Source organism: Paenibacillus sp. FSL H8-0317, assembly GCF_045040685.1.
GTDB lineage: Bacteria > Bacillota > Bacilli > Paenibacillales > Paenibacillaceae > Paenibacillus.
Map to the genome: position 1 here is coordinate 4,443,416 of NZ_CP150294.1, position 17,327 is coordinate 4,460,742.

Genomic DNA, 17,327 nt, shown 5'->3' on the forward strand with positions numbered 1-17,327 from the left:
ATTCTAGTCGGAAACGGCTTGAAAATAAAGGGTCAGACCACGAGACGTCCCCTCTTCTCTGCCAACCCAATGATGGCTTCCACTCCTGAATTAAACTCAAGAAAATCCTGCTCGACCCCATCGCTGAAAATAACACCGTCCTCCGGCATCTGGGATACAATGTGCAATGGTTGCTTCGAATGAATCTGTCCAAACACCAGATTGGCCGCAGTCGTCCGGCTCGGGAACGGTTCACGTACTGAAAAATATAAATAAGGCGCATCCCAGTTAAAATGATTCAGATCTTGCCTGCTTCCATGAATGGATGCCGATGCTGTAGCGACCTCCGCTTCGGAATTCATGTTCTGCCATACCGCCGATCCAACAATGCCCGTGGCTCCCGCCAACACACTTTTGAACCAGCCTGTCGATCCCATGCCAGTGGATACAATGATGCCACTGGAGGATTGTTGTTCTGTCGATGTACCCAAACGCACTTCATAACGTGCCGACACATGTGTCTTCCGACCAATGAACAGATCATTGACACCATATAGATACTGTCCATCATTGAGTTCCACTTTGGCGAGAGTAACTTCTTTTAATGTTCGTTGCTTTCGAATGACATCAGGAACAATGAAGCTCAGATCTTCCACGGTAAAAGGTAATAACACGCCATCCCACCGCATCGGGTCCGGGTTCACACCGATGAGCGGCTGCTCGGTTACGTATTTGAGGGTGTTGGCTACAAGCCCATCCTGTCCAACCACAACCACGATATCCTGCTCTCCAAAGATAAAATTGGGCACATGTTCCCGATCAATCGTCTGAACGCGGCCTAATTGTCCCAGCTGCTGTTGTGCCTGCTGCACAGATAGCCGATAACGACGGTCTTCCTCCATATAATCACTGAAATCTGCGCCCAGACGTTCAATATAGAACTGAGCTTGCTGCACCGTGTTGTATCGAACCACCAGTTCCTCCAGTCGGGTCCGGCGCTTCACCAGAATCAGCTTGTGTTCGGTCATTCGATCGTCCGCTGCAGCCTGCTGACGTACTGATTTTTCTGCCTGTTCAACTTGTTCTCTTCTTCCTAATCTCATCTCGCACGACCTCCTTGATCTCTGCCCTGCGCAGGAGACATCAATCCCTGCAACAGATCCGGCGAGATATTAAGCTGTCCGATCTTGCCTGCATTTTCAGCCAGTTCCTGGAACGCGAGTGCGATCAGCTTATCAGAATTCATGCCCATATTCGCCATTGCTTGCAGTACATTCGGCTGTACATTTTGCAATGAATTCATTACCGCAGCAATCTCATAGGCTTTGGCATCCGCTTCGGCATTGTGATTAGCAATGGTTAACTCAATCAGTTGCTGCTTGCGTTCCTCCATCGCGGTATTGAACTGAAGCTGCTCCTGCTCCATCTCATTTTGTTTCTGTTTCACCGAGCGTTCTGCCTGCAATTGGGTCTCACGAATCTGCTGTTTCTTTGTCTCTACGGCAATTTCGGTGTTCAGTTCGTTCTCTTTCACTCGTCTTTCCTGTTCAATGGATGCATTGCGACGGACATAGAGTGCTTCGTCTGCCTGACGCAAAATCTCTTCCCGCGCTTGTGCTTCTAATGCACGCATCGTCTCTTTATTAGGCAGAATGGCCAGTATCGATAGACTCATCAACTCAACACCCAGTTTCTCCAACTCTTCACTTTGCACAACCTCGCGTTTCATGCTGCTCGCCAGACGTTCACTGGATTGAATGGCCTCCTTCAGCGGCATTTGCTCCAGATGTTTCTTGGTCAGTACTTTGGCTGTGGTGATCACCCGTTGATCCAGCTTGCCGGGGTCGTCGGAGATATACCGATTCTTGCGCAGATTGTACGTGTAATTCAGGCTCTGGGTTATTTTCAGATAATCCACAATGCGATAACTTAGCTGCCCTTGCACAGTAACTGTCTGATAATCCGCCGTAATCTCTTCGAACATGAACGGTACATCCACCGAGGACACGGGTAGAACCACTACCGATGTGGTCGGCTCATAATAATAGAAGGACAATCCCACACCTTGACGCTGTACCTCACCATTTTTCACCTTCATGACATACTCACTGGGTTGAAATTTCACAAATCGGAATCCAAACATGGCTCATTCCCCATTTCTTAATATTGTCGTTTTGATATTATCGAAATGATAACAAATGAATTCGATATTGTCAATACGACATTAACAAAATGTTCATATGCCTATTAGAGAGGTGGATAAAGTCTGAACCTCATTTTTTCCGCAAAAAATAAAGAGACCGGATCATATGATCCGATCTCTTTACCTGCTTTGTTTTTTCTATTCATGCGTGTTGATGTTGCAACCAGGCACCTTTCGTAATCAAAAGCGGACTTTTTGAACTATCTCTAATAGAGTTGTTCCATCAGTCTGGCGACTGCAACAGCCCCTTGTGCACGGTTCGCCGTTTCTTTCGGAGCAAACGTGCCATCAGGCATGCCGTTTAGCAGTCCAAGTTGTTGCATCGAGGCTACAGCTTCTTTCGCATAACCAGCGATCTCAGCGTTGTCTAAAAACACCTTATTTCCTTGTGCAGCATTGGTCGCATCCTCACGCTGCACAACCTGCAGCACTCGATTCAGCATAACGGCCATATCTTCTCGTGAAATACGTTCATTGGCTCCAAAGCTTCCATCTGCTCGGCCTTGAATAATGTTCATTTCAATTCCAAGTCGTACTGAATCGGCATACCACTGCCCTTCCTTCACATCCGTTGGGACCGAAATAGATGGATCAGGCTGGCGTGTATCACCGATACCTTTAATAATCATTTGCAAAAATTGTGCTCTGGTCAGTTCACCTTGTGGGGCAAAACGAGTTGCACTCATCCCCGTAATAATTCCCTTACCGTATAGGTTCTGCACTTCTTGGAGAGCCCAATTGTGATTTTGCAGATCATGTAATGGTACTTCAACTTCCGCAATGACATAACTGCCGGATCCCAGCGGTTTAAACGCCATCGTCTTCGTCTTGTCATCGTACTTGGAATACGTAACAGGTTTCATTTCCCCATTTGAAGATATGGAATGTACAACCATAACTACATCATTCTTCTTATGCTGCTCTACATTGGATAGGGCAACTTCAACCGCTCTGTTTGTCCATTGCAATGGCTTATTGTTCATTGACAAATTCACATCAACAATCGCATGATTACCGATCGCTGCTTTTTGAGATGTAGTCAGTGTACCTGTCGATCCTGTTGCCACTACGATGTCGAACGTTCCCACAGTCTCCGCAATGGTTAGCGAGAGTGATTTTAGAGGAACACGAACGGTAGTCTGTCCTACAACTACATCCAGGGATTTAACTTCCTCGGAACGAATCCACGCCGCCAGTTGACTTGCAGCCAATTGGAATGTGACTGTCTTGGCTGTGGCAGGCACATCTGCAAGCAGCTTCAACGTACGATTTCCTGCATCCATGGATTGCAGTGCCTGTGTTAATTGAGTTACATCTGGACGAATCGAATACTTGTCATCCCCGGTTGCTGTTCCTTTTACCGTTATTGAACCCTTCGCTGGTGGATTACCAGGTTCAGCCGGTGGGGTTACATCGGGATTCCCTGGCGTTGGAGCTGTGCCCGGGTTGGAAGGTTGTGATGGTACACTTGGTTGTGATGGCTGGCCAGGGCCAGGTGTACCATCTTGACGTACAAGCTTACTCACAGCATCTTGTAACGCACGATCCGCATTGCTTACATCTTGCGTTGAAGATTCAACATCCAGAATGAATGCCTTCGCTTCAGAAAGTGCCTTACTGAATACATTCCAGCTTGATGTCGTGTATTCGGTTTGTTTTAATTTCTCAGCGGTATCTACAGTAGTTTGCAGTGCCGATTTGTCCGCTGGGAACGTACCGTATGCTTCAAATTCCATGAATCCTACCCATGTGGGACCTGTTTTAATCGTTACCCGAATGTAACGTCCCTCCGTGCCTTCTGGAAGTTCATGGCTAGGTGCGGTCGATACAACAACATCACTTGTGGTGTCCACTACTTTCACAAAATTTTTGTTATCATTGGACACTTCGATCGTATATTTGATGCCGCCACTCCACATCGACATTTCGATTTTGCGGAGGTTAGCAACTTGCCCCAAATCCACTTGCCACCAGCTATCCTTACTCTGGTCTGTTCCCCATGAAGTGTTCGGATTGTTGTCAAGTGCACCTTCAGAAGAGTTGGCTTGATTGCCTCCTGTCCCGGCACTACTTGAAGCCGTTGCCGTTTTTCCCGTTGTTAAAGCCTCCAGAGAGACCAGACTAGTAAAGGCTTGTTTCAACGTACTCAGTGCTGAATTCACCTCAGACTGGACAACAGCATTGTTATCTCGGACCTGAATCGCTGCCTGCAAAGACTGTTCCAATACAGACCAGCTCCGGCGTGTATAGGAAGATTTAGTCTGCTGCTGCATTTGTTGAATGTACTGGTGCAGTTGTGTTTTGTCCACATTGGATAGACCTTGAATGGCATCATGCAAACGTTTAACCGCTGTATTCGCATCCGTCTGTGTTGCTCTTGGATCATTCAAGACCTGCTCAGCGCCTTCCAGCGCTTTGGTCAATACCGCCCAAGTGGCCGCAGACCATTCAGTCTGCTGATACGTACGCGCTTCCGCTATTTTAGCTCTGAGCTCGTCAAGCTGCGGGGCGATAACCTGCATTTGCTGCATCACACGTTCCAATGCTGTTGTCGCTGCATCTGTATCCGCTTGAGTCACCCCGCCCGGCGTGTATGCCTGTTGGTATACATCATTCGCTGCCGAGATTGCCGGAGCCAGAGTCACCCAGCTTTCCGGAGTAAAATCAGTCTGTACCAATGATTTGGCTCGTGTAAGTGCCGCATCCAGTTGCTGGCGGTCTGCGGGCAGAAGACTTAATCCACGTTTGTACACATCAAGGGACCATAACGCTCTGCCTTCATACGAATGCCCGCCGTTGGCCGGAAATTCATCATAGTCAAACATCGCTTGGTTCTCCCATGCATTACCTTCGGATGCAATCCAGCCTACACCCGCCGGTATCCACGCTGGCTCCCAGTAGAAGAAACCTGCGCCATGATTATCTGGCACGTTCGCAATCATGTCCATAATGCCGGCAATGGCATCATATTGACCTTGAACGGTTGCGGGGAAGTCTGCTCCCCCTACATGAAGCGCTTCGTCCGATCCGATGATATTTCCATGAGCGTCCCCGTTTTTGTAGGAAAACGGATAGGACGTTTCAGCGATAATGACATCTTTGCCAAACTCGACTGACACTTCATTCATCGTTTTCTGTACATCAGCAAATGTCCCATGCCAGAACGGGTAATACGATAGTCCGATAATGTCATAGTCCAGTCCGCCATCCCTTAACTCTTTAAAGTACCATTTGAACGTATCCACTTTGCCACCTTCAGCCAGATGGATCATAATCTTCACCTTATCCTCGTTATCGGTGATTTCTCCTTCTACTGCACGTACAGCATCAATTCCGCTTTTCAGCAACGCAACATTTTGATTGAAATCCACGTCGCTGCTCAAGCCATTCAGAACACCACTGTTGATCTCATTACCGATCTGCACCATATCAGGCATGGCGCCCTTAGCTTTCATTTCTCCTACAACTTCAACCGTATAGTTGTATACCGCCTGCTTCAGCTCTTCGGGAGAAAGATCTTCCCAAGCTTTGGGACGAAGCTGCTGGCCCGGGTGCGCCCACTCATCCGAGTAGTGGAAATCCAGCAGGATTTTCATACCTTTTTGCTTCACGCGCTCGGCCAAACGAATGACATCGTCCTTGTCGTTGTATCCCCCTGATTTCTGTGGATCATTCCACAGACGAAGACGCACATAATTGACACCGCGATCCTTGAGAATATCGAGCAAATCACGCTCTGTACCGTTGCTGTCCACGTATTTTCCGCCTTTATCCTCAATGGCAGTCAACGTGGAAATATCGACACCTCTAACATAGTCTGCACGATACCCCTCAACGATCACCTTAGCTTTAAGCTGAGGCTCTGGAGGCGCACCATATACAACCCCTGTAACCGTAAAATTGCCCGCAGAGGCGTATTGCATAGGGTCGATATGATCCCATGTCACAAGCACCATTCCTGATTTTCCATTCTGGTACCATGCTTTTACCTGATTAGGCAGAACTGGCGCGCTTCTGGTCACCGTTCTTACTTCGATCTCATCATATCCTATAATATTGGCTGGTTCAGTTCCTTCTGCTTCTCCCCACACTTTGAACTCCAATATTTCTGGCCAGACTCCCTCACCCTTGTAAAAGGAGATGTTCAGTCTGATGTATCGCACATCATTCTGCTCAAACGTCAGATCAGCGATCTGTTTAGGATCGGCATTTTCACTTTGATCAACAACTTTGGTCCATGCCTGCTGGTCAGCAGAGGTTTCTACCATATATTTCACAACCGTGTTTTCTCTCCACGTTATTTCCGCTCCGGACAGATTGTAGTCTTCACCCAGATCAATCATCGCCCACTGTGGTTGTTCCGTTGTCACTCCCGCCGTAGCAGTCCAATGCGTGTCACTTTTACCATCAACCAAATGGTCTTTGTTACTTCCCCACTCCAAATATTCTGTGCTTACCGTAACCGCCTTGTTAAGTGCCACGTTCACTTTTGCATCTTCTGCAGCCGCTGGACGAACCATTAACCCCAGATCACAGAATAGCATCAGTAATACCAGACACCCGCTTATGTACCTCTTATTCACTCTTGATCTCCCCCTTTTTGTGTTTGATTGTGCATAGATCAATGAATGTTATGAATCCTCCTCATTGTAAGCGCTTAATAGCGATAGGCGACACGGCATAATCCAAAGGAAACAGCAGTTATTTTAACAATATGATCCTGTGACAGTTACATTTGAGCTATATCGATCACATTATTTTGCAAAAGAAACAAAAAAATCTGCCCGTCCACCGTAAGGCAGAACAGAGCAGATTTTTAGATATATAATCGTTGTTACACTTATTTAGAAAGTTTCAATTCAAGCTGTACCTGGATATCATTTTCAGTCGAGAGCACAACGGAGTGTGGATTTTCCATTCCGAAATCTTCGAATGTTACCATCGATGTCGCCGACAACAATACTGCATTATTCTCATAAGCAGCTTTTGCATCAAAAGTTACTTCTTTTTCAATACCTTTAACCGTAATGGTACCATTCATTTTGATATCAACCGTTTGACCGACAGGCCATTCCGCAGGTACCCCTTCGAATGAAGTCGCTGTAAATGTAGCTTGTGGATATGTAGCGATGTCGAAGAAATCGGCTTGCTTCACGTGACCATCACGTTGTCCATTCCCGGAATCAATTCCGTCCATCTCGATCTGTCCTTCTGCCTTCATCTGAGAAGCATCGTCTACGTTAATTGTCCAATTCCCTGTTACCTGCTCGTCCACAAAGTTAACGGTCTCCTGTGATGTGGTTACGGAGAAATATACTTTGGAACCTTCGCTGATGCTCCAGTCTCCGTTCAGTTGCTCTGCTCCTGCAGTTTCATTGGCCACAACCGTTCCTGTGCTATCTACAGCTGTTGTGGATGTCGCTGTGCTCGCAGGAAGCACTTGTTCAATCTCCACGTTGTTCCCCAAGTAACTATTGGTGATATAGTAACCACCGCCACCGATTACGGCAACCGCCGCTACACCTGTAATAAGCCATGCTTTTGCTTTCTTATTCATCTCTATGTTTCCTCCAGTACATGATTGTTTAGGTTGCTTCTTGGAGTGAATCATATCAATTGAATGTGTCAGGAAGAAGTCAAGATAAGACAAGTCCCATATTTTTTTGAAATCCGTAATACAGGATTGGCTTTACGCTCTAGCTCATGTAAAATCAGTACAAGTTTACAAAGCGAAAGGAGAACGCTTTTCTTGAAATCCATACTCATCGTTGAGGATGAGCAAGCTATTGCACGAGTACTGGCTGCTTATCTGAGAAAAGCAGAATTTGAAGTTCATCATGCAGCAGATGGACCAACTGCACTTACCCTTTTTGATACCGTAACGCCTTCCCTTGTATTACTTGATGTGATGCTGCCAGGAATGGACGGATGGGATCTGCTGCGGATTATTCGTGAAAAAAGTGCTTGTCCCGTGATCATGCTAACTGCACTGGATGACATTTCAGACCGTCTCAACGGACTAAATGCCGGTGCTGACGATTATATGAGCAAACCTTTTGTACCGGAAGAAGTGGTCGCCAGAGTTAATGCGGTGTTGCGCCGTAATCCACATTGGACCTCAGGTGGCGAAGAGAAACGTTCCTTTGGAAATCTCGTCATTGATCTTGCTGCCAAACAGGTGCTGCTGAACGGTGCAGAGGTTGCACTCACACCTCGTGACCTGTCGTTACTGTTCTTCCTGTCCGATTATCCGAATCGTACATTTACCAGAGATCATCTTATTGAGCAGGTATGGGGGATGGACTATGATGGCAGTGACCGTGCTGTGGATCTATCGATTAAACGACTACGTCAAGCCCTCTCCCACTGGTCGCAAGAGACGGGAGAAATTCGGACGTTACGAGGAATGGGGTATCAATTTTGGATCGCCAACTGAAACCAAAGAAACCCAAACGAACCATATCCATTTTGTCACACTGGACACTGCGATATTTTCTCATTTTGTGTATTGGTTTCACGATTATTGTGGCAGGCGCACTTTACTGGATTAGAACAACCTCTATTGAAAAAAGCCTAAAAACCGCAGAACTGCTTGGTCTGGAGATCGCTGATCAAGTCACTAGTGAAAACAATATGCTTCGGGTTCCACCCGATCTGGACAGACTGGTAACCAAACGAGAGAAACTATTCAACACAGATCATTATTTTTGTGTCATGATCTTGGACAACAACAATCAATTGATTTTTTCCCAGCCTAAAATGGAGCAAAAAGATGTGCATTATCGACTGTCAGATGACTATCGTGAACCGCGAAACAACAAATATGCGGGCGTAACGGTCAACATATCCGAAGGCGATCAAACCTTGGGCAAAGTGTGGGTCATGCAGTCCAAACAATCCATTACATTTGGTCCAGAGACCCTATGGCTTGTTGCTCTAATTCTGGGAGGATTAATCCTCTGTGGATGGTTTACAATCTATCTCCTGTCCAGTAAGTTATCCAGACCGATTCGTCAGGTCGCCTATGCGGCTGAGCAGATTCGAGGTGGTAATTATGATGTGAGTCTTGATTTGAATACACGAGAACGTGAGATCAACGAACTTGTAAATTCATTCCGCGATATGGCTACACGTCTACAACAACTCGAAGAGTGGCGTACACTATCGCTGGCAGGAGTAAGTCATGAACTCAAGACACCGGTAACTTCCATCAAAGGGCTCGTTATGGCAGTACGTGACGATGTGGTGAGTCCACAAGAAGGTAAAGAATTTTTGGATATCGCTTTGAAAGAATCCGAACGTATGGAGCGTATGGTCGCAGATCTGCTTGACTATAATGCCATGGCTGCAGGAAGTGTTTCCGTTCGCAAGGAACGGACGGATCTGAAGCTGTTGGTCGGTGAGATCATCTATCAGTGGAAGATTGCGTATGAGGACAAAATGCCAGAGGTTCAGCTGCACGCCCCTCCAATTAACTTTTTTACCATGGGGGATGCTCTCCGCATTCAGCAGATCATTGTCAATTTGCTTAATAACGCACTTCATGCCACAGCTCCTGAACAAAAGGCTGTCTTCGATATTTATCTACGCGTAGAAGAACAGATGCTGTACGTTGATGTTAAGGACCACGGCACAGGCATCGCAGCCGAAGAACAACCCAAAATCTTCGAACGGTTTTATCGTGGAGAACTCAAAAAACGTCGTAACCGCGGTCTGGGTCTAGGATTAACATATAGCCGCCTACTCGCTCAGGAACAGGGCGGTGAACTGACACTTGTCTCCAGCAGCCCGGAAGGCAGCATGTTCAGATTAAGCCTGCCACGCTGGACTGCTACACAAGAAGCCATGAATACAGAAAAAGCATACGGAGCAGCCGTTAAAGTATAACGCACCTCGCTAACATGACAACTAGCCCAGAACTCCATTCAGGAGACTGGGCTAGTTCAACGTGTTCCTTGTTGCTTTATCCAGAATGGAAGCAATCAACACTCTAATACACGTGGTCTGTATTCATCGTAAGCATCTGAGATCAATTGCTTATGAAGTGCACTACTGGCAATGATTGCTTTCCGCTTTGCTTTCAAAACGATCTGCTCTATATCCGCATAACTGCACCCAGTCAAGCGTTCACATATGTAATCTTCCAACTGAGTCTCCTGTTCAAATGATCCCACCAACTTATTGATATATAATTTGCGACTCGAATCATCAGGCATACCGTAGGTCATCTTGGTATCAAACCGCCGCCAAATGGCGTGATCCAGTTGGGTTTCCAGATTCGTTGCAGCCACCAGAATGCTGTCCCCATCGAATTCGTCCAGACACTGCAACAACGTATTGACAACACGCGCCATCTCTTTCACCTCATCATTGCTCTCACGTGTTCGACCTATGGCATCAAATTCATCCAAGAATAGTACACAGGGATTAATACGTGCATATTCGAATAACTTGCGTACATTACTTCCGGTCTCCCCAAGATGACTATGAATGATTGCATCTAATCTCACAAGTACCAATGGCAGGTCAAGGCGCTCAGCCAGATGTGATGCCGTTAATGTTTTACCAGTACCGGGTGGCCCGAACATGACCATTTTGTTGGGGATTGATACATCATGCTCCCTGAACTTCTCTTTCATGCCCAGAATGGTGATAAATTCATCAATGATACGCTCATTTTCTGCGGAAAATACAATATGCTGGGCTTTTCGCCCACACTCTTTTGGCGTGTAAAAAGCAGCCATATCGATCCCTTTCGCGCGGGGAATCCGATTCATATGATTTATTTTGCTCATGTATTCACATGCTCCTTCATTTATGGTTTCAGTCCGTGATTCAAGTTATTTAAGTTGAACTAATGAATATTTACACTGACCACTTCGATGACAGAACAACCTTCCGATCGCTGTTATCCCCAGATTTTTTGGTTTTTTCCTTGAAGGGAAATCCGGGGATAAAGGCGAACGCTCCGCTTCTTCAGGTTCTTTCTGCCCTCTCCGTTTTCGTGTAAATGTTTAGTTCAATTTATATAGAATCAATTAGATTTTAATCGTAATTATTACTATTAAATAATAACATACTACTTTCTTTTTGCAAATATAAACACAGCACGTCCACTATTTTGCCACAGATGGGGGCATTTGGTTGCAAGCATCAAGAAAATTTGCTATTCTGAATATGCATCGTTGTGTATAACGCAAAAAAGCCCTCTAAATTTCATGAGAGCAACAAAATTTTCCAGATTCGCAAGCGGCAACTTGTTATATCCGGATTCTTTATACCAACGACTGTAATCCATTTAAAGTGAGGTTAACAATCATGGCAAAAGACGTATTGTGTGAAGTTAATTCCTGTCGTCACTGGGCTCAAGAGAACAAATGTAATGCTTCCTCGATCTACATCGTGAGTCACAGTAACAAAGAAGCAAGTCAGTCTGCTGAAACAGACTGTAAGACTTTTGAAGTAAAATAAGTAATTTCATGTGATTCACTTAAAGGAGCCCTTACCGGTTCCTTTTTTCTTTGTCTATTGTAACAAGAATGATAATTATTATCAAGCCCTATTCTGTAAAAATCCTTCTCACCTCTTCAATGCACATTGGACAGATGACCTACGTACACTACGTAAGAAGTCAGTATGCCCATGAACGATTAGAACCAAGAGGTGAATAACAATGCCTGTTAAAAGTGGCACACAGTATCGCGAACGAATTGATGCACAGTCCGTCCCTTGTTGGTATAAAGGTAACCTTATTACTGGAAAACGCTCTGAACATGTAGCATTTGCTGGTCTAATGGAGACTCAGATGTACATGTATGATCTGCAATCTGATCCTAAATTTGCAGAAACGATGACGTATGCCTCCCCGGCAGACGGCAAACCTGTGGGCATATCCTTCCTGCCTCCAACCAGTGCCGACGATCTCCGTAAACGACGGGAAGGGATGAATATCTGGACAAACGTGCATCATGGCTTTCTTGGTCGCTCACCCGATTACATGAATACAGCCATAATGTCCTTTTACACAGGTGCCGATCTCCTGAACGAACTATCTCCCCAATATGCAGAAAATCTCAAGAATTATTATGCGTATTGCCGTGATCATGATATCACGTTATCCCATGCCTTCATTCAGCCATATGCCAGCAAAATCTCAGGGCAACTGGACGCTACCGAGGATGCTATTGCCGCAAAGGTCGTGGATCGCACCGAGGAAGGTCTCATTATTAGCGGAGCATTCATGATGGCTACACAAGCAGCCACATCGGATGAGATTTTTGTCTATCCGTCACCTTCTCCCGCCCCATTTGATGACGAAAATCCATTTGCATTCTCTTTTGCTGTCCCCAATGATCTTCCGGGAATTAGTCTGGTATGCAGGGATACCTACGCAGCCGAATCTCACACCAACTATCCCCTGAGTTCCAGATATGAAGAAATGGACAATATCGTCATCTTTGACCGGGTGCTCGTTCCGCATGAACGAATATTTTTTGCAGGAAGTGAGGAAATGTCCTCGCGTCTCTTCAGTGGTAGTAACTTTCATATTCACGCAGGTCATCAGGTATTGTGTCGTTATATTGCCAAAACGGAATTTGTTCTCGGTACACTCCAGCTTCTCACGGATACGCTGGATCTGAATACGGAAGCACATGTTGTCGAGAAAACCGCGCGTGTGTTCGCAGGTCTCGAATCGTTAAAAGCATTGGCCTTGGCCGCGGAGGCAGGTGCCACCCCAGATGGGCGCGGATTTGTGTTACCTGCACCCAAACCATTGATGGCAGCCAATCTCCTCTTTCCGAAACTTTATCCTGAGATGATTGAAATTCTGCAGCTCTTGGGTTCGAGCGGGGTGATTATGATCCCTCAGGAAGAAGAGTTTCAATCCGATATCGCTCCTTCACTGAATATATATCTGAAAGGGAACGATATGGCTTCTCACGAACGCAACGCTCTGTTCCGCCTGATCTGGGAGCTTGGGGCTGGATCATTTGGGGGCAGACAGACCCAATTCGAACGATTCTTTTTTGGCAATGTCCTTACGGTATCCAATCGGTTGTTCTCCGTCTACAACAAAGATCAGACGAATCGTCAGCTCGTTCGTGATTTTCTATTCAACACCAGCAAATAAGAGAACTAATGAATCTTTTTTTATACCAGATGGTCATAGACCGTCATCAGTTCAGAGGCTGGTCTGCTTGCATCCATATCCCGCAATGCAGGCTGGTCTCCGTAACCGATATGGAATACCCCCAGCACCTTCTCATCACTTGTCAAACCCATCAAATTCATAAACACAGGATGTTGTTGATAATCATTGATCTTCCAGACAGCATTCAAACCCTGTTCCGCAGCCAGAATACTAAAGCGTTTGCTCCAGGCTTTGGCCGGCAGAAGATCATCCTCACGGGCATTTTTAGGCGCCACAACAACCAGATGGGTAGGGATTGCTTCCGTGTATTGATATGTAGCCCAATCGCCGTAGCGATCAGCCAGGTGGGGTGGATAGCTCTGTCTGACCGCTTCCAGATAAAGCTGTCGTCCTTCGCCTGCAAACAACATAAACCTCCAGGGTTCTGAACTCATCACATATAATGAAGGATCTGCTTCATCAAGCAACTTTCGTATAACCGACTGGGGTACTGGCAACGGACTGAATTCGCAAGTGCCTGCACGTCTCTTGCCGCTGCTTATATCTTGACTTAGACCGGTAGACATGGCAATTTCCCCTCCTCTATCTGCATGATATATCTTTATCCTTCAATCGCCTTCACATCAACCATGTTTTCTTCGGTTCAACGGCTTCCGTTTTCCAGCGATCCACCTCTTCGTGGATGCGCGCTTTATCACGCGTCGTAAACTGTTCTGACTCCAACACTTCTGCTTGAGGCATGCTGTCACGTATCAAGCGAATGTAGTCCATGGAACGGATCAGAGACTGGCGTCCAGGGATGTACCTAATTTTGCGTCCTTCCAACAAGCAGTATATCTCGATCATACCCGGTAATTTACCGAAGGCTTCCCAGCAGAATGCACTGACCATATGCTGAAACGCCTCAACTACGTTTGGATCGTGGACAACCATATATTTCTGAATAAGCAGCGAATCCCAGCCTTCTGGTTGCCAGGCTGCCTGAAATATCATCGACAAATGCATGGATAATGAAGGTAACTCCGTTCTCCATTGTTCAAAAAGAATGGCTGGATGCTTCAGATCATCGTTCATTGCAATGGCGAGTGACAATTCATCCGTAATCTTGTTCTTCACATCCCAGTAATGGAGAACAGATTCGAAACCATCCGCCTTTCTGGGCCACCACTTCTCAAGTAAATACTGTACGGGTACCTCTTTGCGAACATCGGGGTCGAGACTGTAAAAGGCATTGACCGCGTGGCTCACCGCATATTGTACACGATGCCTCCATTGCAGTGGAGAACGCTGCTCAGACACTGGTTCAGGGCGGATGAATCCGTGTGGGCTGCGCAGCATTTCTTCCAATCTGTAATCTTCAAGCAGACGTCCAGGAAGGTCATTCCTTCCGACTGGCATCGCTGCCTGAACATTATGTCTTAACATGATCTTTAGGATACCTGTAATCCGGCAGCAGCGAAGCGTTTACCAAAGTCACGGCATTTTTCCTTCTCCTGCTCAAGCGGACTGTATTCAATTTTCAACATCTCTGGAGATACCTCCGCCCCACGCTCTTGCAGCTTGGCAGCCGCGAGATCAACCGCTCCGCAGAACTGCTCATAAGACGTGTCACCACTACCGAACACTGCTGCTTTCTTGCCGCTCAAGTCAAGCTCATCCAACTCTTCATAGAAATCAAGGAATTCATCTGGCAACTCCCCGTCTCCCCAAGTGTAGACGCCGATCATGAATCCGTCATAGTCCAATACATCGGATGCATTACAATCCGTTACGGATTTCAGATCTGCGTCGTGACCTCCCTGTGTAATTCCTTCCACAATCAGTTCTGCAATTTCTTCTGTATTTCCCGTCATGCTTGCATAAGCCACTAACAATTTAGCCATCTATTTTTCCCTCGCTTTAGTTTGATCATGTTATATTCTCTTCATGAAGAAAGAATGAATTTTGGATTAACAAAATCATATGTGATAATGATTATCATTGTCAAATTAATTTTTTGGTTATCTTTGTTTTTCAGTATATGGTACACTCCCGTCCCCCAACTGGCGTACAAGCCCTTTTTTGTTGTACAATAGTATCCAAATGACTTTTGAAGGATGGATAAATCATTATGTACGTAGCTAAGAATTGGAAGGACTATGAAGTAATCGATACAGGAGGCGGCGAGAAACTGGAACGTTGGGGAGATGTAATTTTACGCAGACCCGATCCACAGATTATCTGGCCCCTTGAGCAAGAAACCAATGAATGGCGTCAGGTGCATGGTCACTATCATCGTAGCTCTTCCGGTGGCGGTAACTGGGATATGAAAAAGCCCATTCCCGAGCGTTGGACGATCGGATACGAAAACCTGAAATTCCACATTAAACCTACCAGCTTTAAGCACACTGGCCTGTTCCCTGAACAAGCTGCCAACTGGAGCTGGATGATGGATAAAATCTCCAATGCAGGACGCCCTATTTCTGTCTTGAACCTGTTTGCCTATACAGGTGGAGCAACGGTAGCCGCAGCTTACGCAGGCGCTTCTGTTGTGCATGTGGATGCAGCTAAAGGCATGGTTCAATGGGCCAAGGAAAATGTTCAATTATCTGGACTGGCTGATCGCCCTGTTCGTTTTATTACAGATGATGTATTCAAATTCGTACAACGGGAACAACGTCGCGGAAATCGTTACGACGCCATTATTATGGACCCTCCTTCATATGGCCGTGGCCCTAATGGAGAGACATGGAAACTGGAAGAGAACCTATATCCTTTCTTGAAGTCGTGTATGACGATCTTGTCGGATAATCCATTATTCATGCTGGTTAACTCTTACACTACGGGCATTTCCTCTACGGTTCTGCGCAACATGTTGACCATGACGATGTCTGCTCAGTACGGTGGTGACATTACTGCAGGTGAAATTGGTCTGCCAATCACACGTAGTGGTCTTGATCTGCCTTGTGGTATTCTGGGCCGTTGGGAGTCTTAATCATGTCAGAACATCGGCATGACCACGATGCGATTCCGATTCTGTTCGAAGATAACCATCTGTTAGGCATTACGAAGCCGGTCAATGTACCTACCCAGGAAGATTCATCAGGTGATCCGGATTTGCTTACATTGCTGAAGCAGGATCTGAAAGAACGATACAACAAACCTGGCAATGTGTATCTCGGGTTAGTACACCGACTTGATCGTCCTGTTGGAGGGGCAATGATTTTTGCCAAGACTTCCAAAGCAGCTTCGAGATTGTCCGAGACTGTGCGGGGACGGCATTTCCGTAAAATATACGCGGCTGTTGTACATGGCAAGTTGCCTGCACAGCAGGGAACGTTAAAACACACACTCCTGAAAGATGCACGCACAAATACCGTTACTGTTGTACCTAAAGGTACGGCTGGTGGTAAGGATGCCGTTCTGGATTACCGGGTTATTGGAGAAACAGATCGATACAGTCTCATTCATATCGAACTGCACACCGGCAGATCTCATCAGATTCGGGTGCAAATGAAAGAAATGGGCTGTCCTCTGTACGGGGATCAGAAGTACGGCGCAAGCGTGAATAAACCCGGCCAGCAGATTGCCCTATGGTCTGTGATTGCAGCTTTTCCTCATCCAGTTACCAAGGAAGAAGTTATTCTGCAATCTTTGCCTGCAAGAGAATTCCCATGGGCAGAATGGCCCGCTGCCGTGTACCAAAAGGCTTTTGGACAACCTCAATAAGTACGTGTTCAAAAAGACTGGTTTTCAGTACCAAGAAGATGGGATGAAGATAGAAATGGAGTAGCGGAGCGTAGAAAAGCTACGTGAGCAACGGACATTTCGGCTGAATTCCATATTCGATGCTTATGATGCCGATAGGCATCATTCGTAATCAAAAGCGGTTTTTTTGAACAACCTCTATAAGTGCACAGGATCAGGTTACATCTGTCCATACAACGTGTCGTTCAGATTCTGTATCTGAACGACACGTTTTTTCATATTTTCAGCTATATACCTAAGATACAG

The 17,327-nt window shown here is 46.1% G+C and carries 14 protein-coding genes; 6 read left to right on the forward strand and 8 right to left on the reverse strand.

Annotated elements, in window-relative coordinates:
- Nucleotides 1-32: 32 nt before the first annotated feature.
- The 4 genes from MHB43_RS19705 to MHB43_RS19720 form a co-directional block, all read right to left on the reverse strand.
- Nucleotides 33-1,007, reverse strand: coding sequence for a sugar kinase (locus tag MHB43_RS19705; protein ID WP_405132451.1), 975 nt, complete (start codon nucleotides 1,005-1,007; stop codon nucleotides 33-35).
- Between the two features lie 71 nt (nucleotides 1,008-1,078).
- The gene (locus tag MHB43_RS19710; RefSeq protein WP_221820422.1) at nucleotides 1,079-2,122 is read right to left on the reverse strand and encodes an SPFH domain-containing protein; all 1,044 of its coding nucleotides are present in this window, start codon (nucleotides 2,120-2,122) and stop codon (nucleotides 1,079-1,081) included.
- Between the two features lie 266 nt (nucleotides 2,123-2,388).
- Nucleotides 2,389-6,765 carry a glycosyl hydrolase 53 family protein gene (locus MHB43_RS19715; protein WP_405117791.1) on the reverse strand — a complete coding sequence of 1,459 codons (4,377 nt, stop codon included), beginning with the start codon at nucleotides 6,763-6,765 and terminating at the stop codon, nucleotides 2,389-2,391.
- A 257-nt stretch (nucleotides 6,766-7,022) separates the two neighbouring features.
- Complete coding sequence (locus tag MHB43_RS19720; RefSeq protein WP_339177359.1) at nucleotides 7,023-7,739, reverse strand: YceI family protein; 717 nt, start codon at nucleotides 7,737-7,739, stop codon at nucleotides 7,023-7,025.
- A 192-nt stretch (nucleotides 7,740-7,931) separates the two neighbouring features.
- Between MHB43_RS19720 and MHB43_RS19725 the strand changes: the two genes are divergently transcribed.
- Both MHB43_RS19725 and MHB43_RS19730 read left to right on the forward strand, forming a co-directional pair.
- A complete protein-coding gene (locus MHB43_RS19725; RefSeq protein WP_339177363.1) occupies nucleotides 7,932-8,618 on the forward strand; it encodes a response regulator transcription factor in 687 nt (228 codons plus the stop codon).
- Entirely contained in the window at nucleotides 8,603-10,069 is a 1,467-nt protein-coding gene (locus MHB43_RS19730; protein ID WP_339177366.1) for a HAMP domain-containing sensor histidine kinase, read from the forward strand. The genes MHB43_RS19725 and MHB43_RS19730 overlap by 16 nt, the downstream gene beginning before the upstream one ends.
- A 95-nt stretch (nucleotides 10,070-10,164) precedes the next feature.
- Here MHB43_RS19730 and MHB43_RS19735 read toward each other — a convergent pair whose 3' ends face one another.
- The gene (locus MHB43_RS19735; protein ID WP_339177368.1) at nucleotides 10,165-10,977 is read right to left on the reverse strand and encodes an ATP-binding protein; all 813 of its coding nucleotides are present in this window, start codon (nucleotides 10,975-10,977) and stop codon (nucleotides 10,165-10,167) included.
- A 523-nt stretch (nucleotides 10,978-11,500) separates the two neighbouring features.
- Between MHB43_RS19735 and MHB43_RS19740 the strand changes: the two genes are divergently transcribed.
- Nucleotides 11,501-11,653 (forward strand): DUF1540 domain-containing protein, encoded by a 153-nt coding sequence (locus MHB43_RS19740; RefSeq protein ID WP_076209985.1) that lies wholly within the window; start codon nucleotides 11,501-11,503, stop codon nucleotides 11,651-11,653.
- 202 nt (nucleotides 11,654-11,855) lie between these two features.
- Nucleotides 11,856-13,313, forward strand: a complete 1,458-nt coding sequence (locus tag MHB43_RS19745) for a 4-hydroxyphenylacetate 3-hydroxylase N-terminal domain-containing protein (RefSeq protein WP_405117792.1) — start codon at nucleotides 11,856-11,858, stop codon at nucleotides 13,311-13,313.
- Between the two features lie 20 nt (nucleotides 13,314-13,333).
- Here the strand turns inward: MHB43_RS19745 and MHB43_RS19750 are convergent, their stop codons facing one another.
- The 3 genes from MHB43_RS19750 to MHB43_RS19760 are packed head-to-tail and all read right to left on the reverse strand — an operon-like array spanning nucleotide 13,334 to nucleotide 15,217.
- Nucleotides 13,334-13,900, reverse strand: coding sequence for a nitroreductase family protein (locus MHB43_RS19750; RefSeq protein WP_339177373.1), 567 nt, complete (start codon nucleotides 13,898-13,900; stop codon nucleotides 13,334-13,336).
- 52 nt (nucleotides 13,901-13,952) lie between these two features.
- Nucleotides 13,953-14,759, reverse strand: coding sequence for a hypothetical protein (locus MHB43_RS19755; protein WP_405117793.1), 807 nt, complete (start codon nucleotides 14,757-14,759; stop codon nucleotides 13,953-13,955).
- Nucleotides 14,760-14,764: 5 nt separating this feature from the next.
- A complete protein-coding gene (locus tag MHB43_RS19760) occupies nucleotides 14,765-15,217 on the reverse strand; it encodes a flavodoxin (protein ID WP_405117794.1) in 453 nt (150 codons plus the stop codon).
- A 227-nt stretch (nucleotides 15,218-15,444) separates the two neighbouring features.
- Here MHB43_RS19760 and MHB43_RS19765 point away from each other — a divergent pair, with 227 nt between their 5' ends.
- Together MHB43_RS19765 and MHB43_RS19770 are read left to right on the forward strand one after the other, a co-directional pair.
- Nucleotides 15,445-16,308: a class I SAM-dependent methyltransferase gene (locus MHB43_RS19765; protein WP_017687801.1), complete on the forward strand. Its 864-nt coding sequence runs from the start codon at nucleotides 15,445-15,447 to the stop codon at nucleotides 16,306-16,308.
- A gap of 2 nt (nucleotides 16,309-16,310) precedes the next feature.
- Nucleotides 16,311-17,042 (forward strand): RluA family pseudouridine synthase, encoded by a 732-nt coding sequence (locus MHB43_RS19770; RefSeq protein ID WP_405117795.1) that lies wholly within the window; start codon nucleotides 16,311-16,313, stop codon nucleotides 17,040-17,042.
- Nucleotides 17,043-17,327: the final 285 nt, after the last annotated feature.

Coding starts and splice junctions, on each gene's coding strand:
- MHB43_RS19720 (WP_339177359.1), bottom strand. CDS start 7,739: ATGAATAAGAAAGCAAAAGCATGGCTTATTACAGGTGTAGCGGCGGTT.
- MHB43_RS19760 (WP_405117794.1), bottom strand. CDS start 15,217: ATGGCTAAATTGTTAGTGGCTTATGCAAGCATGACGGGAAATACAGAA.
- MHB43_RS19745 (WP_405117792.1), top strand. CDS start 11,856: ATGCCTGTTAAAAGTGGCACACAGTATCGCGAACGAATTGATGCACAG.
- MHB43_RS19770 (WP_405117795.1), top strand. CDS start 16,311: ATGTCAGAACATCGGCATGACCACGATGCGATTCCGATTCTGTTCGAA.
- MHB43_RS19755 (WP_405117793.1), bottom strand. CDS start 14,759: ATGTTAAGACATAATGTTCAGGCAGCGATGCCAGTCGGAAGGAATGAC.
- MHB43_RS19735 (WP_339177368.1), bottom strand. CDS start 10,977: ATGAGCAAAATAAATCATATGAATCGGATTCCCCGCGCGAAAGGGATC.
- MHB43_RS19740 (WP_076209985.1), top strand. CDS start 11,501: ATGGCAAAAGACGTATTGTGTGAAGTTAATTCCTGTCGTCACTGGGCT.
- MHB43_RS19710 (WP_221820422.1), bottom strand. CDS start 2,122: ATGTTTGGATTCCGATTTGTGAAATTTCAACCCAGTGAGTATGTCATG.
- MHB43_RS19765 (WP_017687801.1), top strand. CDS start 15,445: ATGTACGTAGCTAAGAATTGGAAGGACTATGAAGTAATCGATACAGGA.
- MHB43_RS19705 (WP_405132451.1), bottom strand. CDS start 1,007: ATGACCGAACACAAGCTGATTCTGGTGAAGCGCCGGACCCGACTGGAG.
- MHB43_RS19750 (WP_339177373.1), bottom strand. CDS start 13,900: ATGTCTACCGGTCTAAGTCAAGATATAAGCAGCGGCAAGAGACGTGCA.